The 14,828-nt window shown below is 71.2% G+C and carries 14 protein-coding genes; 4 read left to right on the top strand and 10 right to left on the bottom strand.

Annotated elements, in window-relative coordinates; translation table 11 throughout:
- The first annotated feature begins 18 nt into the window (after positions 1 to 18).
- Genes cydD through FHX50_RS02235 form a run of 3 tightly spaced genes read left to right on the top strand, consistent with a single transcriptional unit; the run spans position 19 to position 4,816 of the window.
- Entirely contained in the window at positions 19 to 1,743 is a 1,725-nt protein-coding gene (gene cydD / locus FHX50_RS02245; RefSeq protein ID WP_183374043.1) for a thiol reductant ABC exporter subunit CydD, read from the top strand.
- On the top strand, positions 1,740 to 3,578 hold the full coding sequence (gene cydC / locus FHX50_RS02240; RefSeq protein ID WP_246370633.1) for a thiol reductant ABC exporter subunit CydC: 1,839 nt from the start codon (positions 1,740 to 1,742) through the stop codon (positions 3,576 to 3,578). Before cydD ends, cydC begins: the two co-directional genes overlap by 4 nt.
- Entirely contained in the window at positions 3,566 to 4,816 is a 1,251-nt protein-coding gene (locus tag FHX50_RS02235; RefSeq protein WP_246370632.1) for a sensor histidine kinase, read from the top strand. The genes cydC and FHX50_RS02235 overlap by 13 nt, the downstream gene beginning before the upstream one ends.
- A 10-nt stretch (positions 4,817 to 4,826) precedes the next feature.
- Here the strand turns inward: FHX50_RS02235 and FHX50_RS02230 are convergent, their stop codons facing one another.
- From FHX50_RS02230 to FHX50_RS02185, 10 genes are all read right to left on the bottom strand, one after another.
- The gene (locus tag FHX50_RS02230; RefSeq protein WP_239374938.1) at positions 4,827 to 5,444 is read right to left on the bottom strand and encodes a response regulator; all 618 of its coding nucleotides are present in this window, start codon (positions 5,442 to 5,444) and stop codon (positions 4,827 to 4,829) included.
- A 57-nt stretch (positions 5,445 to 5,501) separates the two neighbouring features.
- Positions 5,502 to 6,452 (bottom strand): bifunctional DNA-formamidopyrimidine glycosylase/DNA-(apurinic or apyrimidinic site) lyase, encoded by a 951-nt coding sequence (gene mutM / locus FHX50_RS02225; RefSeq protein ID WP_183374041.1) that lies wholly within the window; start codon positions 6,450 to 6,452, stop codon positions 5,502 to 5,504.
- Positions 6,452 to 7,207 (bottom strand): ribonuclease III, encoded by a 756-nt coding sequence (gene rnc, locus FHX50_RS02220; RefSeq protein ID WP_259923196.1) that lies wholly within the window; start codon positions 7,205 to 7,207, stop codon positions 6,452 to 6,454. Before rnc ends, mutM begins: the two co-directional genes overlap by 1 nt.
- The gene (locus FHX50_RS02215; protein ID WP_183374039.1) at positions 7,204 to 7,794 is read right to left on the bottom strand and encodes a YceD family protein; all 591 of its coding nucleotides are present in this window, start codon (positions 7,792 to 7,794) and stop codon (positions 7,204 to 7,206) included. The genes rnc and FHX50_RS02215 overlap by 4 nt, the downstream gene beginning before the upstream one ends.
- Before the next feature lies 1 nt (position 7,795).
- Positions 7,796 to 8,287: a pantetheine-phosphate adenylyltransferase gene (gene coaD, locus FHX50_RS02210; protein ID WP_183374037.1), complete on the bottom strand. Its 492-nt coding sequence runs from the start codon at positions 8,285 to 8,287 to the stop codon at positions 7,796 to 7,798.
- Positions 8,284 to 8,901 (bottom strand): 16S rRNA (guanine(966)-N(2))-methyltransferase RsmD, encoded by a 618-nt coding sequence (rsmD, locus tag FHX50_RS02205; RefSeq protein ID WP_183374035.1) that lies wholly within the window; start codon positions 8,899 to 8,901, stop codon positions 8,284 to 8,286. The genes coaD and rsmD overlap by 4 nt, the downstream gene beginning before the upstream one ends.
- 1 nt (position 8,902) lies before the next feature.
- Positions 8,903 to 11,137, bottom strand: coding sequence for an ATP-dependent DNA helicase RecG (locus FHX50_RS02200; protein ID WP_183374033.1), 2,235 nt, complete (start codon positions 11,135 to 11,137; stop codon positions 8,903 to 8,905).
- A gap of 71 nt (positions 11,138 to 11,208) precedes the next feature.
- Positions 11,209 to 11,400 (bottom strand): 50S ribosomal protein L28, encoded by a 192-nt coding sequence (gene rpmB, locus FHX50_RS02195; protein WP_183374031.1) that lies wholly within the window; start codon positions 11,398 to 11,400, stop codon positions 11,209 to 11,211.
- Positions 11,401 to 11,553: 153 nt separating this feature from the next.
- Positions 11,554 to 12,633, bottom strand: coding sequence for a thiamine-phosphate kinase (gene thiL / locus FHX50_RS02190; protein ID WP_183374029.1), 1,080 nt, complete (start codon positions 12,631 to 12,633; stop codon positions 11,554 to 11,556).
- On the bottom strand, positions 12,630 to 13,586 hold the full coding sequence (locus tag FHX50_RS02185) for a LysR family transcriptional regulator (protein WP_183374027.1): 957 nt from the start codon (positions 13,584 to 13,586) through the stop codon (positions 12,630 to 12,632). Before FHX50_RS02185 ends, thiL begins: the two co-directional genes overlap by 4 nt.
- Before the next feature lie 94 nt (positions 13,587 to 13,680).
- Between FHX50_RS02185 and FHX50_RS02180 the strand changes: the two genes are divergently transcribed.
- Positions 13,681 to 14,817 (top strand): EamA family transporter, encoded by a 1,137-nt coding sequence (locus FHX50_RS02180; protein ID WP_183374025.1) that lies wholly within the window; start codon positions 13,681 to 13,683, stop codon positions 14,815 to 14,817.
- The last annotated feature ends 11 nt before the right edge of the window (positions 14,818 to 14,828 follow it).

The following is a 14,828-nucleotide window of genomic DNA, read 5'->3' as shown; positions in this document are numbered from 1 at the left end:
GAGAGGGAATTAGAGCACGTGGCTCGTCGACAGCCTCCCCTGGACCCCCGCCTCATCTCTGAGGTCCGCAGTGCCCGCCAGCACCTGGCGCTCACTGTCGCAGCGGGTCTGGTGGAGGCTGTCGCCATGATCACGGTCGCCTGGTGCGTGGGCCGCCTCGGCGCCGCGGTCCTCCAGCACAACCAGTGGCCGCTGGAGCACCCCGGGGTGCTCGGCGTGCTCACCCTCGCCCTGGCGGTGCGCGCCCTCACCCAGTGGGTGCGGGAGCTCACCGGCCACCGCGCCGCTACGCGCACCATCGCGCAGCTGCGGCAGCGCTTTATGCGCCACCTCGCGCTCGCCGGCCCCCGGGGCCGCGTGGACGCGAACGGAAGGCCGACGGAGGCCGCGTCGTCCGCGGCGCTCGCCACCACCGGCTTGGAGGCGCTGCGCCCCTACATGACCGGGTACGTGCCGCAGCTGGCGCTCGCCGCCACCGTCACCCCGCTTGCGCTCCTCGCCATCGCCTGGTGGGACCTGACCAGCGCGATCGTGGCGCTGGTGGCGATCCCCCTGATCCCGGTCTTCATGATCCTCATCGGTCGCATGACCGAGAACGCCTCCCAGCGGTCCCTCGGCACGATGCGCACTCTCTGGTCCCAGACCCTCGACCTCGTGGAGGGCCTGCCGACGCTGCGCGCCCTCGGCCGGGAGCGCGGCAGCGAGCAGATCGTCGAAGGCCTGGGCCGCGAGCACAAGTCCTCGGCGATGCGCACCCTCGCGTTCGCGTTCCTGTCCTCGTTCGTGCTGGAGCTCATCGCCACCCTCGGCGTCGCCCTGATCGCCGTCTCGATCGGCCTGCGCCTGGTGTACGCCGAGATGGAGCTGTTCCCCGCGATCGCCGTGCTGGTCCTCGCCGCCGAGGTGTACCTCCCGCTGCGGCTCGTGGGGCAGCAGTTCCACGCCTCCGCCGACGGCGTCGCCGCCCTCGACGCCGCCTTCGCCGTGCTCACCGCTCCTCTGCGTCCCGAGGGCTCTACGGCAGCCCCTGATCTGCGCACCACCACGATCCGGATCGAGGACCTGTCCGTCACCGGCCGCGACTCGACCGCCCCCGCGGGACTGAACGTAGTCATCGAACCCGGCGGGGTGCACGCCCTCACCGGCCCGTCGGGCTGCGGAAAGTCCACCGCCGTCAGCGCCCTGCTGGGCCTGCTGACGCCCACCGATGGCCGCATCGTCCTCGAACCGGCCGGATCCGCCCCCATCGACCTGGCCGACGTGGACCTCCCCGCTCTGCATGAGCAGGTGACATGGCTGCCGCAGCGCCCGGTCATCGGCCCCGGCACCATCCGGGAGATCCTCACCGGCAGCGCCGCAGCCGACGGCACCGCCCCCGACGATGAGCAGCTGCGCGCCGCCATGGACGCCACCGGCCTCGGCGACGTCATCGACGACCGCGGTTGGGACGCCGTGATCGGCCGCGGCGGCACCGGCCTCAGCGTCGGCCAGCGGCAGCGGGTCGCGCTCACTGCGGCCCTGCTGCAGCACCGGCCTCTGGTGATCCTGGACGAGCCCACCGCCCACCTCGACGGCGAGAGCGAGGACCGCGTCATCGCCGTCATCGACCGTCTGCGCGACGCCGGCTCCACGGTCCTCATCATCACGCACCGCACCAGCCTCCTCGAGGTCGCGGACCGCGTCACTCCCGTCCGGTCGGCCGTCCCCGCGGCTGCGGACGAGACCGCGGAGGTGCCGGGATGAGCCAGCACCGAAGCGTCCCCGACCTCGAGCACGCTGAAGCACCCGCCAGCGCCGACCGCCGCCTACTCGACCAGCACGACCAGGAGCCGGACCGCCCCCTCTCCCCCATCATCCTGATGCGGGCGCTGATGGAGATTCCGCCGCGGTCGATCATTGCGGCTGTCGCCGCCGGCGTGGCGACCCTGGCGGCTGCGTTCGCCCTCGCCGCCGTGTCCGGCTGGCTGATCACCACTGCGTGGACGATGCCGCCGGTGCTGGACCTGTCCATCGCCGTGGTGTCGGTGCGGGCGCTCGGCATCTCCCGCGGCGTGTTCCGGTACGTGGAGCGCATGCTCACGCACGACGCCGCCCTCACCGGTGTGATGAACCTGCGCACGAACCTGTTCACCAACCTGTCGCGCCGCACCGACGACCATCTGCAGCGCCTCAAGCGCGGCGACCTCCTCGCCCGCATCGGCGACGACGCGGAGGACATGGCCGATGACGTCATCCGCCACGTCATCCCAGCGATCGTCGCGGCCGTCATGGCCGTGCTGGTTGTGCTCACGTTCTTCCCCTTCGCGCCGATCGCTGCCCTGTTCATGCTGGCGTCCCTGCTGATCGCGTCCCTGTGGGCGCCGTACGCCGCCTACCGGGCCGCTCAGCACACCGAACGCGCCCTCGTGCAGCGGCGCATGCGCCTGGCGGCGATCACCCTCGACATCGCCGAGAACGGCGACGCCATGCGGGTCGCCGGCACCCTCGAGACCGCCCTGGCCGATCTCAGAGACGCCCAGGCGGACCTCGATCGGGGCCTGGACGAAGCGGCGCGCCCGTCGGCCTTCGCACAGGCCGGCGTCATGCTCGCCATGATCCCCGCACTGGTGGGCTCCATCCTCGCGGCGGGCGCCGTGCACCTGCTGCCGGCCGACGGGTTCGCCGGCGGCATCGTCCCCACCACCGCCGGCATCGTCGGCCTGCTCCTGCTGCTGCCGCTGTCCAGCTTCGAAGCGGCCACCGTCCTGCCCGCTGCGGCCCGCCAGAAGGCCCGATCGGAAGCCGCCGCGGAGCGCCTCAGCGACATCGCCGGCACCGGTGAGATGCCCGACATCGACGACGACGCCCACCGCGCCGCCGCCCTCCCCGCCGCAGACAAGGGCCACCGGGCGCTCACCCTCGCCGCCACGAACCTCACGGTCGGCTGGGTGCCCGGCACGCCCGTGCTGCGGGACTTCACCCGCACGTTCGCCCCCGGCTCCCGCACGGTCGTCCTCGGCGCATCGGGCCGCGGCAAGACGACGCTGCTGCTGACCCTGGCCGGACTGCTGGCACCGCTGCGAGGACGGGTCTCCGTCGGCTCCCATTCGAGCGGGCAGTGGGTGTCCCTCGCAGGCCTTGACGAGCAGCAGCTGCGCGGGCACATCACCTCCTACGCGGAGGACGCACACCTCTTCGCCACCTCCCTGCGGGAGAACATCCGGGTGGCCCAACGCGATCTCGATGACGAGCAGATCCGCGGCGCTCTCACCGACGCGGGCCTCGGCGGCTGGGTTGCGGGCCTGCCGGGCGGGTTGGACACCATGCTCGGGTCCGGCGGCACCGACGTCTCCGGCGGTGAGCGCCGCCGCATCCTGCTGGCGCGCGCCATCGCCCGCCGCTCACCCATCACCATCCTGGACGAGCCCACCGAGCACCTCGACGAGGACACGGCGCACGCGCTGATGCAGCGCATCCTCGGCACCGGCGAGGACGCCCTCTTCGAGCACTGCACCGTCATCGTGGTGACCCACGACCGCCGCTTCACCGAACTCGGCGCCGACATCATCGACCTGGAGGACCCCGCATGGCACGCGTGACCCGCATCGACGAACTGACGCTCGCCGTGCTCAACGGCCACGACGACGATGAGCTGCTCGACTACCTGATGGACGCATCGTTCTCGGACCTCCACGCCGACACCCTGATGCTGCTGCTGCCAGCGGGGCCGCGCGCCTGGTCCTGCGAAGTGGTGCGCGGCCGCTACCGCGACGAACTCATGGGCCGCGACGTCCGCTACGAACCGGAAGCGCCGGGCCGCTCCAGCCGCATGGCGCGCACCCTCGACTCGCAGAACGCCCCCGGGTTCGACCTCCTCACCTGGGAGGCGATCTCCCGCACCCTCACCGGGCACTACCTCGACCCCTACGAGCAGGACGACCTGCCGATCCCCGGCACGCTCTGGGCCGACGGGGACCGACGGCCCCACCCCGAAGCCCCCACCCCGCAGGTGCTGACGCGCGTGGTGGAAGCCGGGCGCGACGCCGTCGGCCTCCTCATCGCGGTGCGGTTCCCCGCCGGCTCCGAGCAGACCGCCGACGCGTCCTTCGACCGGGAGTCCACGATCCTGGCGGACGCCCTCGCCTCGGTGATGTCGTTCGCCCTCAACAACGCGAGCGCCCGCTCCGTCATCGAGGACGATGTCGCCACCGAACGGGACCGCATCGCTCGGGACCTGCACGACCTCGCGATCCAAGAGCTGTTCGCGGCGGGCATGCAGCTGGAGTCCGCAGCGAAGTCCGCGGAACGGTTCCAGGAGTTCCGGGAGAACGGGCCGGTCGCGGAATCGCTGCGGCAGTCGATGGCGTCACTGGAGAACTCGATCGCGCAGATCCGCCACATCGTGCAGTCGCTGCGCAACGAATCCGATGAGCTGACCCTCACGCAGCTGATCCGCCATGAGTGCGCGATGGCGATCGCGGGTCTCGGGTTCGCGCCGTCGCTGCAGTTCCACTCCTCGATGGACGACCTCGATGCCACGAACCCGGAGCTGACCGCTGACGTGGTGGCGGTGGTGCGCGAATGCCTCGCGAACGCCGCCCGGCACGCCCACGCCTCAGCGGTCGCGGTGACGGTGACGGTTCTGCGCGAGGGCGTGGACCGGGTGGTTCAGGTCAACGTGTCGGACAACGGCCGCGGCATCGACCCGTCGGTCACGCGGCGTTCGGGCCTGGCGAACATGCGCTCGAGGGCGCGGCGGCACGCCGGGTGGGTCGATGTGTACCCGTTGGAGCCGGGCACCATGGTGTCCTGGCGGGCGACCGAGTTCGCGAGCTGAGCAGGTCCGCTCAGCTGTCCTTCCAGTCGGCGCGGCGGTTCGCGACGACCCACGCCGCCACCTGGGTGCGGCGCTGCATCCCCATCTTCTGGAGGATGCCGGTGATGCGGTTCTTCACGGTCTTCTCCGCGATGCCGAGATGCTCGGCGATCTCCCGGTTCGGCAGACCGTCGCCGATGAACTGGACGATGCGGGACTCCACGGGGGTGAGGTCGAACTCGTCACCGTCGTCCTTGCCGGCCGGCCACATGGTGCCGCCGGCGGCGACTTCGACGATCGCACCGGTGATCTCCGCCGACCGCGCCGACTTCATCAGCAGGCCCCTGGCACCCGCCTGGCGGGACTCGCGGATCGCGGCGGTGTCGTTGAAGGAGGTCAGCACCAGCATCGGCTGGTCCTCGCGCAGAGATCGGGCGATGTTCATGACGTCAATGCCGGTGCCGTCGGGCAGCTGGAGGTCGACCACGAGGAGGTCGGGGCGCACGGCCGGCAGGCGGCGCTGCGCTTCGGCGACGCTGCCGGCCTCAGCGACAACGGTGAGTCGCTCGTCGGCATCGATCGCCGCAACGATGCCGCGGCGCACAACCTCGTGGTCGTCCACGATCATCACTCGGGTCTGCTGGTCCATGGGCGAAGGATCCTCCATCACTCGACACGGCTGGGTCCCCAGCCGCACTCGGACACTCTATCGGCGTTGGCACCTCGTGCACACATACGACGAACGGTTCTGGAACACATGCCGGCGGATCGGTGCGCGGCAGCGCGGGCACGGCTCGCCCTCGCGGCCGTAGGCGTTCAGCGAGCGGGCGAAGTAGCCGGAGCGGCCGTCGACGTTGACGTACAGCGCGTCGAAGCTCGTGCCGCCCACCTCGAGGGCGCGCTCCATCACCGCCCTCGCCTCCGCCAGCAGCTGCCGCACCTTCGCTGCGCTGACGCTCTCACCGGGGCGTTCGTAGTGGATGCGGGCCGCCCAGAGGGCTTCGTCGGCGTAGATGTTGCCGATGCCGGAGACCACCTGCTGGTTCAGCAGCAGGGACTTGATGGAGGCTCGGCTGCGGCGGATCGCAGCCACGGTGCGCTCCACATCAAGTTGCGGGTCGGTGAGGTCACGGGCGATGTGCGCGGCCGAGGAGGGAATGAGGGGAAGATCGTCGCCTTCACCGGCGGGAGCAGCATCTGCTGTCTCCTCCAGGGGCGAGAGCCAGAGGCCGCCGAAGATCCGCTGGTCGATGAAGTCGATGCGGGTGCCGTCATCGAGCTCCAGACGCACCCGCAGGTGTTTGACCGGGTCGGAGGCGGGTCCCTCGCTGGGCGCGGCGCCTGTCGGCCCCGCCCCCGGGCCGCCCACGGAGGCCGGGTCGGTCGCGGGCGGTGCGCTGACGCGCAGCTGGCCGCTCATTCCCAGATGCACCATGAGCGCGTCGTCGAGGTGGTCGTCCAGCAGCCACAGGAACTTCCCGCGGCGCACGGCGGAGCGGATCCGGCGCCCCACGAGGGCGTCGCCCAGGTGGTCAGCACCGGGAGTGTGCCGACGGATCGACCGGACGTCATGGACCTCGACGCGGTCGATGGTGCGTCCGGTGACGTAGGGGGCGAGGCCGCGGCGCACGACCTCGACCTCGGGCATCTCGGGCATCAGGCGTCGAACACGGAGAACTCGATGCCGTGGGCGTTGCAGTACGCCAGCACGGCCTGCTGCGCGGCGGCGCGCTCAGCGTCCTTCTTCGAGGTGCCGTCGCCGCGGCCGGTGACCTGCCCGGCCACGGTCGCGACGGCGCTGTAGGCGGAGACGCCGTCGGCCGAGTGGTCCTCCACCTCGTAGGCCGGGACGGTGTCGTGCTCCGCGGCGATCTCCTGCAGGCGCGTCTTGTAGTCGTATTCGGCGCGCAGGAACTCGTCGTCGTCGATGATCGGATCGATCAGGTCCAGCACGAAGCGGTCGGAGGCCTCAGCGCCGAGGCTGAGATGGACCGCGCCGATGATCGCCTCCACCGTGTCGGCGAGGACCGAGGAACGGTCGCGGCCGCCGGACAGGGCCTCCCCGCGGCCGAGGCGGATGTACTCGCCGAGCCCGTGGCGGCGCGCCAGCAGTGCCAGGGCCCGCATCGATACGACGGCGCTCTTGTGCCGGGACAGGCGGCCCTCGGGAGCGTCCGGGAACAGGTGGAACAGGCGGTGGGTGACGGCGAGGCCGAGCACGGAGTCGCCGAGGAACTCGAGCCGCTCGTTGTGCGGCACTTCCCCGTTCTCGTACGAGAACGATCGGTGCGTCAGCGCGACCTCGAGGAGGTCCTCGCGGATCTGCTGCCCCCGCAGCGGCAGGGAGGCGAGCAGCTCACTGCGGTCCTCGCGATGCTGCTCGATGCCGCGGGCACGGTTCTTCCGGCTCACTGTGCCGAGTCCCCCTTGGCGTCACCGGCGGCGCCATCGGAGTCCTGCAGCAGGGCGGCGAGCGAGCTCAGTCGCGGGTCGATGATGACGTGCTCGTGGTCGGGGTCGTCCTCCATGCGGAACCCGCACTGGTCGCACAGGCCGAGGCAATCCTCGCGGCACAGGGGTGTGAACGGTGCGGCCACGGCGAGGGCGTCGTGGACCTGGTGGCCGAGGTCGATGGTGTCGCCGGTGAGGAGGGGGATGTCGTCCTCCTCCGGATCGATGCCCTTCTCGAGCTTGTCGGGGTAGGTGAACATCTCGCCGATGGGGGCACTGACGTCCTCGGTGATCGGATCGAGGCATCGGGAGCATTCGCCGGTGAGGGTGGCGTCGGCGCTGCCGGTGATGAAGATGCCCTCTTCCACGGATTCGAGCTGGGCGCGCACGTCGATCGGGTCGCCGGCGGCGACGCCCATGACGGGGCTGCCGACCTGCTCGTCGGCGCGGACGATGCGCTCTTCGGTGCGGTGGGCGCCGATGCGGTGGATGAGGTCGATGACCTCGAAGCGGAGGTCGAGGCCGGCGGGGAGCATGGGGTCTGCCATCTCAGCTGTCCTTTGCCAGGGTTGCGGTGAGTGCGCCGAGGACCGGCGCGGGAACGAAGTCGGACACGTCGCGGCCGAGGCCGGCGACCTCTCGGACGAGGGTGGAGCTGATGTGGGAGAGCGACGGATCGGTCAGCACGAACACGGTGTCGATGCCCTCCAGGTGCTGGTTCATGCGCGCCATCGGCTCCTCGTAGGCGAGGTCGATCTGGGAGCGCAGCCCCTTGATGAGGTGCGTGGCGCCGCGGCCCTTCGCGAAGTCCACGAGGAGCCCGCTGGGGAGGGCTTCGGCGGTGACGGTGGTCAGTCCCTCCTGCTCGAGGGTGTCGCGGATGGTCCGCAGGCGCGTCTCGATGTCCAGCAGGTGGTTCTTGTTCGGGTTGTGGGAGACGGCGACGATGACGCGGTCCACGAGGGCGGACGCGCGGCGCACGAGGTCGAGGTGACCGGTGGTGAAGGGATCGAAGGAGCCCGGCACAACTGCTGTGGTCATTGCCCCAGCATATCGCCCGTGCCTGCCGCGCTGATCCGGGGGTCGAGATAGGTGAAGAACTCCACGGCGGTGTCGCCGTACTGCTTCGCACCCTCGTCCACGAACTCGGGGCCGAGGCGCAGCTGCTCATCGGTGCGGCCGGAGTGCTCGATGACGATGACCGCTTCGTCGGCGAGGACTCCGGCGGCGCTGAGCTGCTCGAGGAGGTCGGCGATGTGCGCGAGGGGGACGGTGTAGGGAGGGTCGAGGAACACCGCTGAGGCGGCGGGGCCGGCCGACGGGTTCAGCGTCCGGATGACGCTCTCGGCCCGCCCGGTGATGACGCTGACCTGGTCGGTGAGGCCGAGGTCCTCGGCGCTGCGGCGGATCACCTGGGCGGTGGGGCCGTGCGCCTCCACGATGACGGCGCTGCCGGCGCCGCGGGACAGCGCTTCGAATGCGAGGGCGCCGGTGCCGCCGAACAGGTCGAGCACATGGGCGCCGCGCAGAACGCCCCAGGCGTCGAGCCGCCCGAACAGGGATTCGCGGACCCGGTCGCTGGTGGGGCGGGTGCGGCTGCTGGGCGGGGAGGCGATGGTGCGACCGCCCAGCGCTCCGGCGATGATGCGGGGCATGTCAGCTCCTCTCCACGTCCGCATCCACGAGGCGGGCGTCGATGGCGTCGGTCAGTCGGGTCCGTTCAACCTCGCTGAGGGCGCCGAGGTCCAGGCTGAATGCGGCCTGTCTCGCCTCGGCGATCACGGCGGCGTCCCGCAGCACATTCAGATGGGTGATGCCGGCGCGCATGCCGGACTGGGCGGTGCCGATGAGGTCGCCGCCTCCGCGGCGCTCCAGGTCGATCTCGGCGAGCTCGAACCCGCTGCGGGTGTCGGCGAGCGCCTTCAGATGGTCGTGCTGGGGGCTGCCCGCTGCGGCGCGGGTGGTGAAGAAGGCGATGCCGGGATGGTCGGACCGCCCGATGCGGCCGCGCAGCTGGTGCAGCTGGGACAGCCCGAACCGCTCAGCATCGAGCACCACCATCACGGTGGCGTTCGGGATGTCGACTCCGACTTCGATGACGGTGGTGGCGACCAGGACGTCGATCTGCCCGGCGGCGAACGCCTCCATCCGCTTCTGCTTGTCGTTCGCGTGCTGGCGGCCGTGGAGGGTCGCGATCCGCAGGCCGCGGAAGCGGGGGTCGGTCTGCAGCTGCTCGGCGATCTCCTCCACGCTGTGCAGAGCCCAGGGATCCGGGAGTCCGTCGGCCCCCTGCCCGCCGCTGCTGGTGAGCAGGCCGGGGTCGGCGTCGTCCACGAAGCCGGCATCCGCGTTGTCGTCGGTGTCGTCATCGGGGCTGATGCGGGGGCACACCACGAACGCCTGCATGCCGCGGCGGCACTCCTCCGCGGTGCGCTCCCACATGCGCTCGCGCCACGAGTCACTCGACTCGGGCACCACAAAGCTCTGCACCTCGGCGCGGCCCGCAGGGGCGGTGTCCAGGGCGATGACATCGAGGTCGCCTGCAATGCTGATCGCCGCGGTGCGCGGAATCGGCGTGGCGGTCATGACGATGACATGCGGGTTGCCGCCGTGGCTGCCCTTCGCGCGCAGCATGCGGCGGTGCTCCACCCCGAAGCGGTGCTGCTCGTCGATCACGACGAGGCCGAGGTCGGCGAAGTCGACGCCGTCGGACAGCAGCGCGTGAGTGCCGACGATCAGTCCCGCGGTCCCGACCTGCATGTCCAGCAGCGCCTGGCGGCGCTCGGGCACCGTGAGGGACCCGGTGAGCAGCCGGACCGTGGTGGCGTGCTCCGGGGCGTGGAGGGTGCCGGCCTCCCCGAGGTCCCCGAGCATGCGCATGATGGTGGCGTGGTGCTGCCGCGCGAGGACATCGGTCGGAGCGAGCAGCGCCGCCTGATGGCCGGAGTCGATGGCGCGGACCATGGCCCGCAGCGCCACGATGGTCTTGCCGCTGCCCACATCGCCCTGCAGCAGCACCGACGTGGGGCGCGCGGTGGAGATGCGCTGCTCGATCTCGGCACCGGCGCGCTGCTGCGCGTCGGTCAGCGAGAACGGGAGTCGCTGATCGAGCCCCGTGGCGAGCTGTCCGCGGACATCCAAGGCGGAGGCGCGGTCCTCGGCGTCGCGGGCGCGGCGGCGCGCGAACGCGGACTGGATGATGAACGCCTCTTCGAAGCGGAGGAACCGCCGGGCGGCGTCGACGTCCTTCATGCTGCGCGGTCGGTGCAGGGCGGTGAGGGCCTGCTCAGCGGTCAGCAGGCGATGCTCTCGGAGGACCGCGCCGGGCACGGGGGTGGCGGTGAGGCTGACGTAGTCGAGGGCTTTGTCGAACGCGCTGGCAACGGTGCTCTGCTTGGAGCCGGATCGCTGCGGATAGACGGGCCGGGGCTGCAGCGCCTGCTGGATGGTGATGCCGTCGGTGTCCTCGCCGTCGGGTGTGAGCAGCGTGTAGTCCGGGTGGGTGACCTGCGGCTGTCCCCGGAACAGTTTGACGGTGCCCTGGACGAGGATGCCGACGCCGGGGCGCAGCCTCCCCCGGTGATAGGTCACCAGGTGCTGCTTGTACAGGAAGAACGGCAGGTCCAGCTGGTCCCCGGAATCGTCCTCGATGCGGGCGGTGAGGACTGTGCCGCGGCCGCTGCGCATGCGGTGTTCGCTGATGTCGATGACGGTTGCGATGACGGTGATGTCATCGCCCTCCTGCAGGCTGTGGAGGTCGCGCACCGGCCCGGGGACCTTGTAGCGGTTCGGGGAGACGCGCAGCAGCTCCTCCGCGGTCTCGACCCCGAATCCGCGGACGGCCTTCAGCTCCTTCGGGCTGAGGATGGTGGTCAGGGCAGGCGACTGCATGGCTCCTCCTGTGCGAAAAGCGGCCCCGGGATCCGGGGCCGCTTCTCACGGGTGCTGGTGGGCAGCTGCGCTCAGGCGGCGCGCTGCACCTTGCCCGCCTTGATGCAGGACGTGCACACGTTGATGCGCTTGGCGCTGCCGTTCACGATGGCGCGCACGGACTGGATGTTCGGGTTCCAGCGGCGCGAGGTGCGACGGTGGGAGTGGGAGACACTCTTGCCGAAGCTCGGGCCCTTGGGGCAGATGTCACACTTAGAAGCCACGATGTTCTCCTGGTCGAAATGAATGGAAGTCGTCGATGATGCGCCCACGGCAGGCGCGGACGATCTCGCCCTGGCGCAAGGCAACCCATTGAGCATACCGCACGGACCATCGCTGAGGACAGGGCCCAGTGCCGCCGGCGGCTGTGGACTCCCTCACTCGAAGTGGTCCCAGCCGAGCGCGGACCCGTCGGCCCCCTGCTCGTTCACACCCGCAGCCGTGGCGCGCGGGCCCTCCTCCCCCGCCGGCAGGACGCGTCCCACCACCGTGAGGTCGCGGCCTGCATCCCGCAGCACGTCCCGGGCGGCCTGGAGGGCCGACGGGGGCAGGCAGATCAGCATCGCATGCTCCTCCCCGCTGCCCAGCACCCACGCCGACGGATCCTGCCCGAGGGAATCGGCGAGCGGTCGCAGCGCCTCGGCCATGGTGGCCAGGCCGTCGGCGTCGAGGTGGATGCGGACTCCGGAGGCGTCGGCCAGACGGCCCGCGTCGCGCAGGAGCCCGTCGGAGACATCGATCATGGCGTGCAGGTCGTGGCCGAGAGCAGCGGCGAGGCGGTGCCCGGCCTCCAGGTCCACCTCGGGGGCACGATGGAACTCCAGCGCGCCCTCCGCGCCCCGCTGCACATCACCGAGTTCGGCGGGGTCGTGGCCCCCGAGCAGAAGAGCGAGCCCGGCGGCGCTTCGGCCGAGCTGGGGTGTGCCGACGGCGACGACATCCCCCACCCGGGCGCCGTCGCGACGGATCGCCCGTCCGCCGAGGCCCGGGACGAGTTCGCCGAGGGCGGTGACGGTCAGGCTGATCATGTCCGCTCCGCCCAGATCACCGCCGATGACGACGGCGCCGGCACGGGCCGAGCGAGCGGCGAGGCCCCGCGCGATCCCCTCGATCAGGGCGAGGGGGGTCGTGGCGGGCGCGGACAGGCTGAGCACGAGCGCCGTGGGCTCGGCACCCATGGCGGCGATGTCCGCGAGGTTCTGCACGGCGAGCTTGTGGCCGATCTCCTCGCCGGTGGAGCCGAGCGGGCTGCGCCCCGGTGCATCGCCGCGCAGCAAGAAGTCCTTGCCTTCGATCATGGTGTCGGTGGTGATGACCACCGAGCCGGAGGGGACCGCGAGGAGAGCGGCGTCATCGCCGGGACCGATCAGAGTTCGCTCCGTGTTCGCGGCGCCGGAGAGGATCGGCAGGATGCGTGCGAGGATGCCGGCTTCGCCGAGCTCACCGAGGGTGCTCATGCGTCCATCATGCCAGTGCGGATGGTGCCGTTCGTGCGGTGCACCGGGATGCCGCCCGCGGCTGCGACGAACGCGCTGCGCACGGCGCGGATGGCGAGATGTCGGGCCTGACCGTCCCGCACCTCCGTGTAGAGGGTGCGGCGGGGCGCGGCGCCGTCGGCTCCGGCGAGGGCGAACACGTCGATGCCGCGGCCGAGGCGCGCGCCGAACAGCGCCGGCACGAAGGAGACGGCGAGCCCGGAGGCCACCAGCTGCATGTGCAGCGTGGGGTCGGTGCTCTCGGATCGGATGCGGGGGTTGAACCCGGCGGCGAAGCATTCGGTGCGGGCCCAGCGACCCATCCGCGTCTTCGACGACTCCAGCGCCCACGGCTGGTCGGCGAGGTCGGCGAGTCGGCGCGGGGCGCGCTGCGCCGCGAGGGCCGACGGAAGGGCCACCCACAGCGGGTCCGTCAGCAGGTCTTCGCGCTGCACACCCGGGACGGGCGGCTGGGGGTGGCCGTCGAACTCCTCACCGAGGATGAGGTCGAAGGCGTGGGAGAGCAGACCGGAATGGGCATCGTCCACATCGCGCTGGAAGAGAACCACGTCGAGGTCGGGGTGCTCATCGGCCAGGAGGGCGAGGGCGCGCGGCGCCACTTCCAGCAGAACAGACTGGAAGGAGGCGACCCGCACCTGCCCGGACACGGTGTAGGACAGGTTCGCGAGGTCCGTTTCGGCGCGGGCGATGGCGCCGATGATCTCGTGGGCGTGCGCGGCGAGCATGCGGCCCGCATCGGTGAGACGCACGCCTCTGCCCACCGGGGTGAGAAGCGCCACCCCGGCCTCCCGTTCGAGTGCGGCCAGCTGCTGCGAGACGGCCGACGGGGTGTAGTTCAGAGCACGCGCCGCCTCGGCGAGAGTGCCTCTGCGCTCCAGTTCCACCAGCACGCGCAGCCCTTTGACGCTCAGCATGACGCCCCTTCGCAGAACAGTTCACGGATCCTTACTGATTCATTCCAGTTTCCATCACTGGACTGAACACTTCTGAGGGCTCCACAGTGGAGGCATGAGCACGCGCACCACCACCGGATCCTTCACCGTCGTCTCCCTCGACGGTCAGCCCACGGACTCCCCCACCACCGGTTTCATCTCCGACGCCCCCACCACCGGCAGCCCCACGGCCGGCATCCCGATCGTCGCCGAGATCGTGCAGGGCCAGGCGGAGCTCACCGAGTCGCCCCGCAGCGGCCGCGGCACCCTGGTGGGCGCCCTGTTCGTCCTCGCGTCCGCCACCAGCCTGCAGATCGGCGCATCCCTCGGCGTGTCCCTCTTCCCCGCCTTCGGCCCCTGGGGCACCACGTCCCTGCGCCTGCTGGTCGCCGCCGTCGTGCTGATGCTCATCACCCGCCCGGCGATCCACCGGTGGACCCTGCCGCAGTGGCGAGCCGTCGGCCTGTTCGGTGTGGTGCTCGCCGTCATGAACGGCTTCTTCTTCGCCGCGATCGACCGCCTGCCGCTCGGGGTCGCGGTCGCGATCGAGTTCATCGGCCCGCTCACCCTCGCGGCCGTCCTCTCCCGACGCGCCCGTGACCTCGCCTGGGTGGGCCTCGCCGTGCTCGGCATCGGCCTGTTCTTCGTGGACGATCTGATGGGCCACGGCGGTGCTGCACTGGATCCCCTCGGCGTGCTGTTCATCCTCATCGCCGCCGCGTGCTGGGCCACCTACATCGTGGTCTCCCAGCGCACCGGCCAGCTCGTCTCCGGTGCCGGCGGCCTCGCCGTCGCCGTCGCGATCGCGGGCGTCCTCCTCCTGCCGTTCGGCATCACGGCACTGCCCACAGCGGTCAGCGACCTCGGCCTGCTGACCGTGGTCATCGCCTGCGCGCTGCTGGCCACCGTGATCCCCTACTCCCTGGAGTTCGCTGCCCTCCGACGCCTGCCGAAGTCCGCCTTCGGGGTCCTGCTGTCCCTCGAGCCGATGGTGGCGGCGCTGGTGGGATGGCTGTTCCTCGGCCAGGGCATCAGCCTGCTCGCCGTCCTCGCGATCGTGGTGATCATGGGGGCGAGCGTCGGCTCCACCGCCATGGCAGCAGCGGATGACACGGCACCCCGACCTGTCACCGGGGCGATCCCCGCCGTGGACTGTGAGGAGGAGACGGATGCGGCCATGCCGGTCAGCGCCGACGAGTTCGAGCGCGTCTGATCGGGCGGCTA

The organism is Helcobacillus massiliensis, from assembly GCF_014191425.1.
Taxonomy (GTDB): domain Bacteria; phylum Actinomycetota; class Actinomycetes; order Actinomycetales; family Dermabacteraceae; genus Helcobacillus; species Helcobacillus massiliensis.
This window is presented reverse-complemented; position numbering and strand designations above follow the sequence as displayed.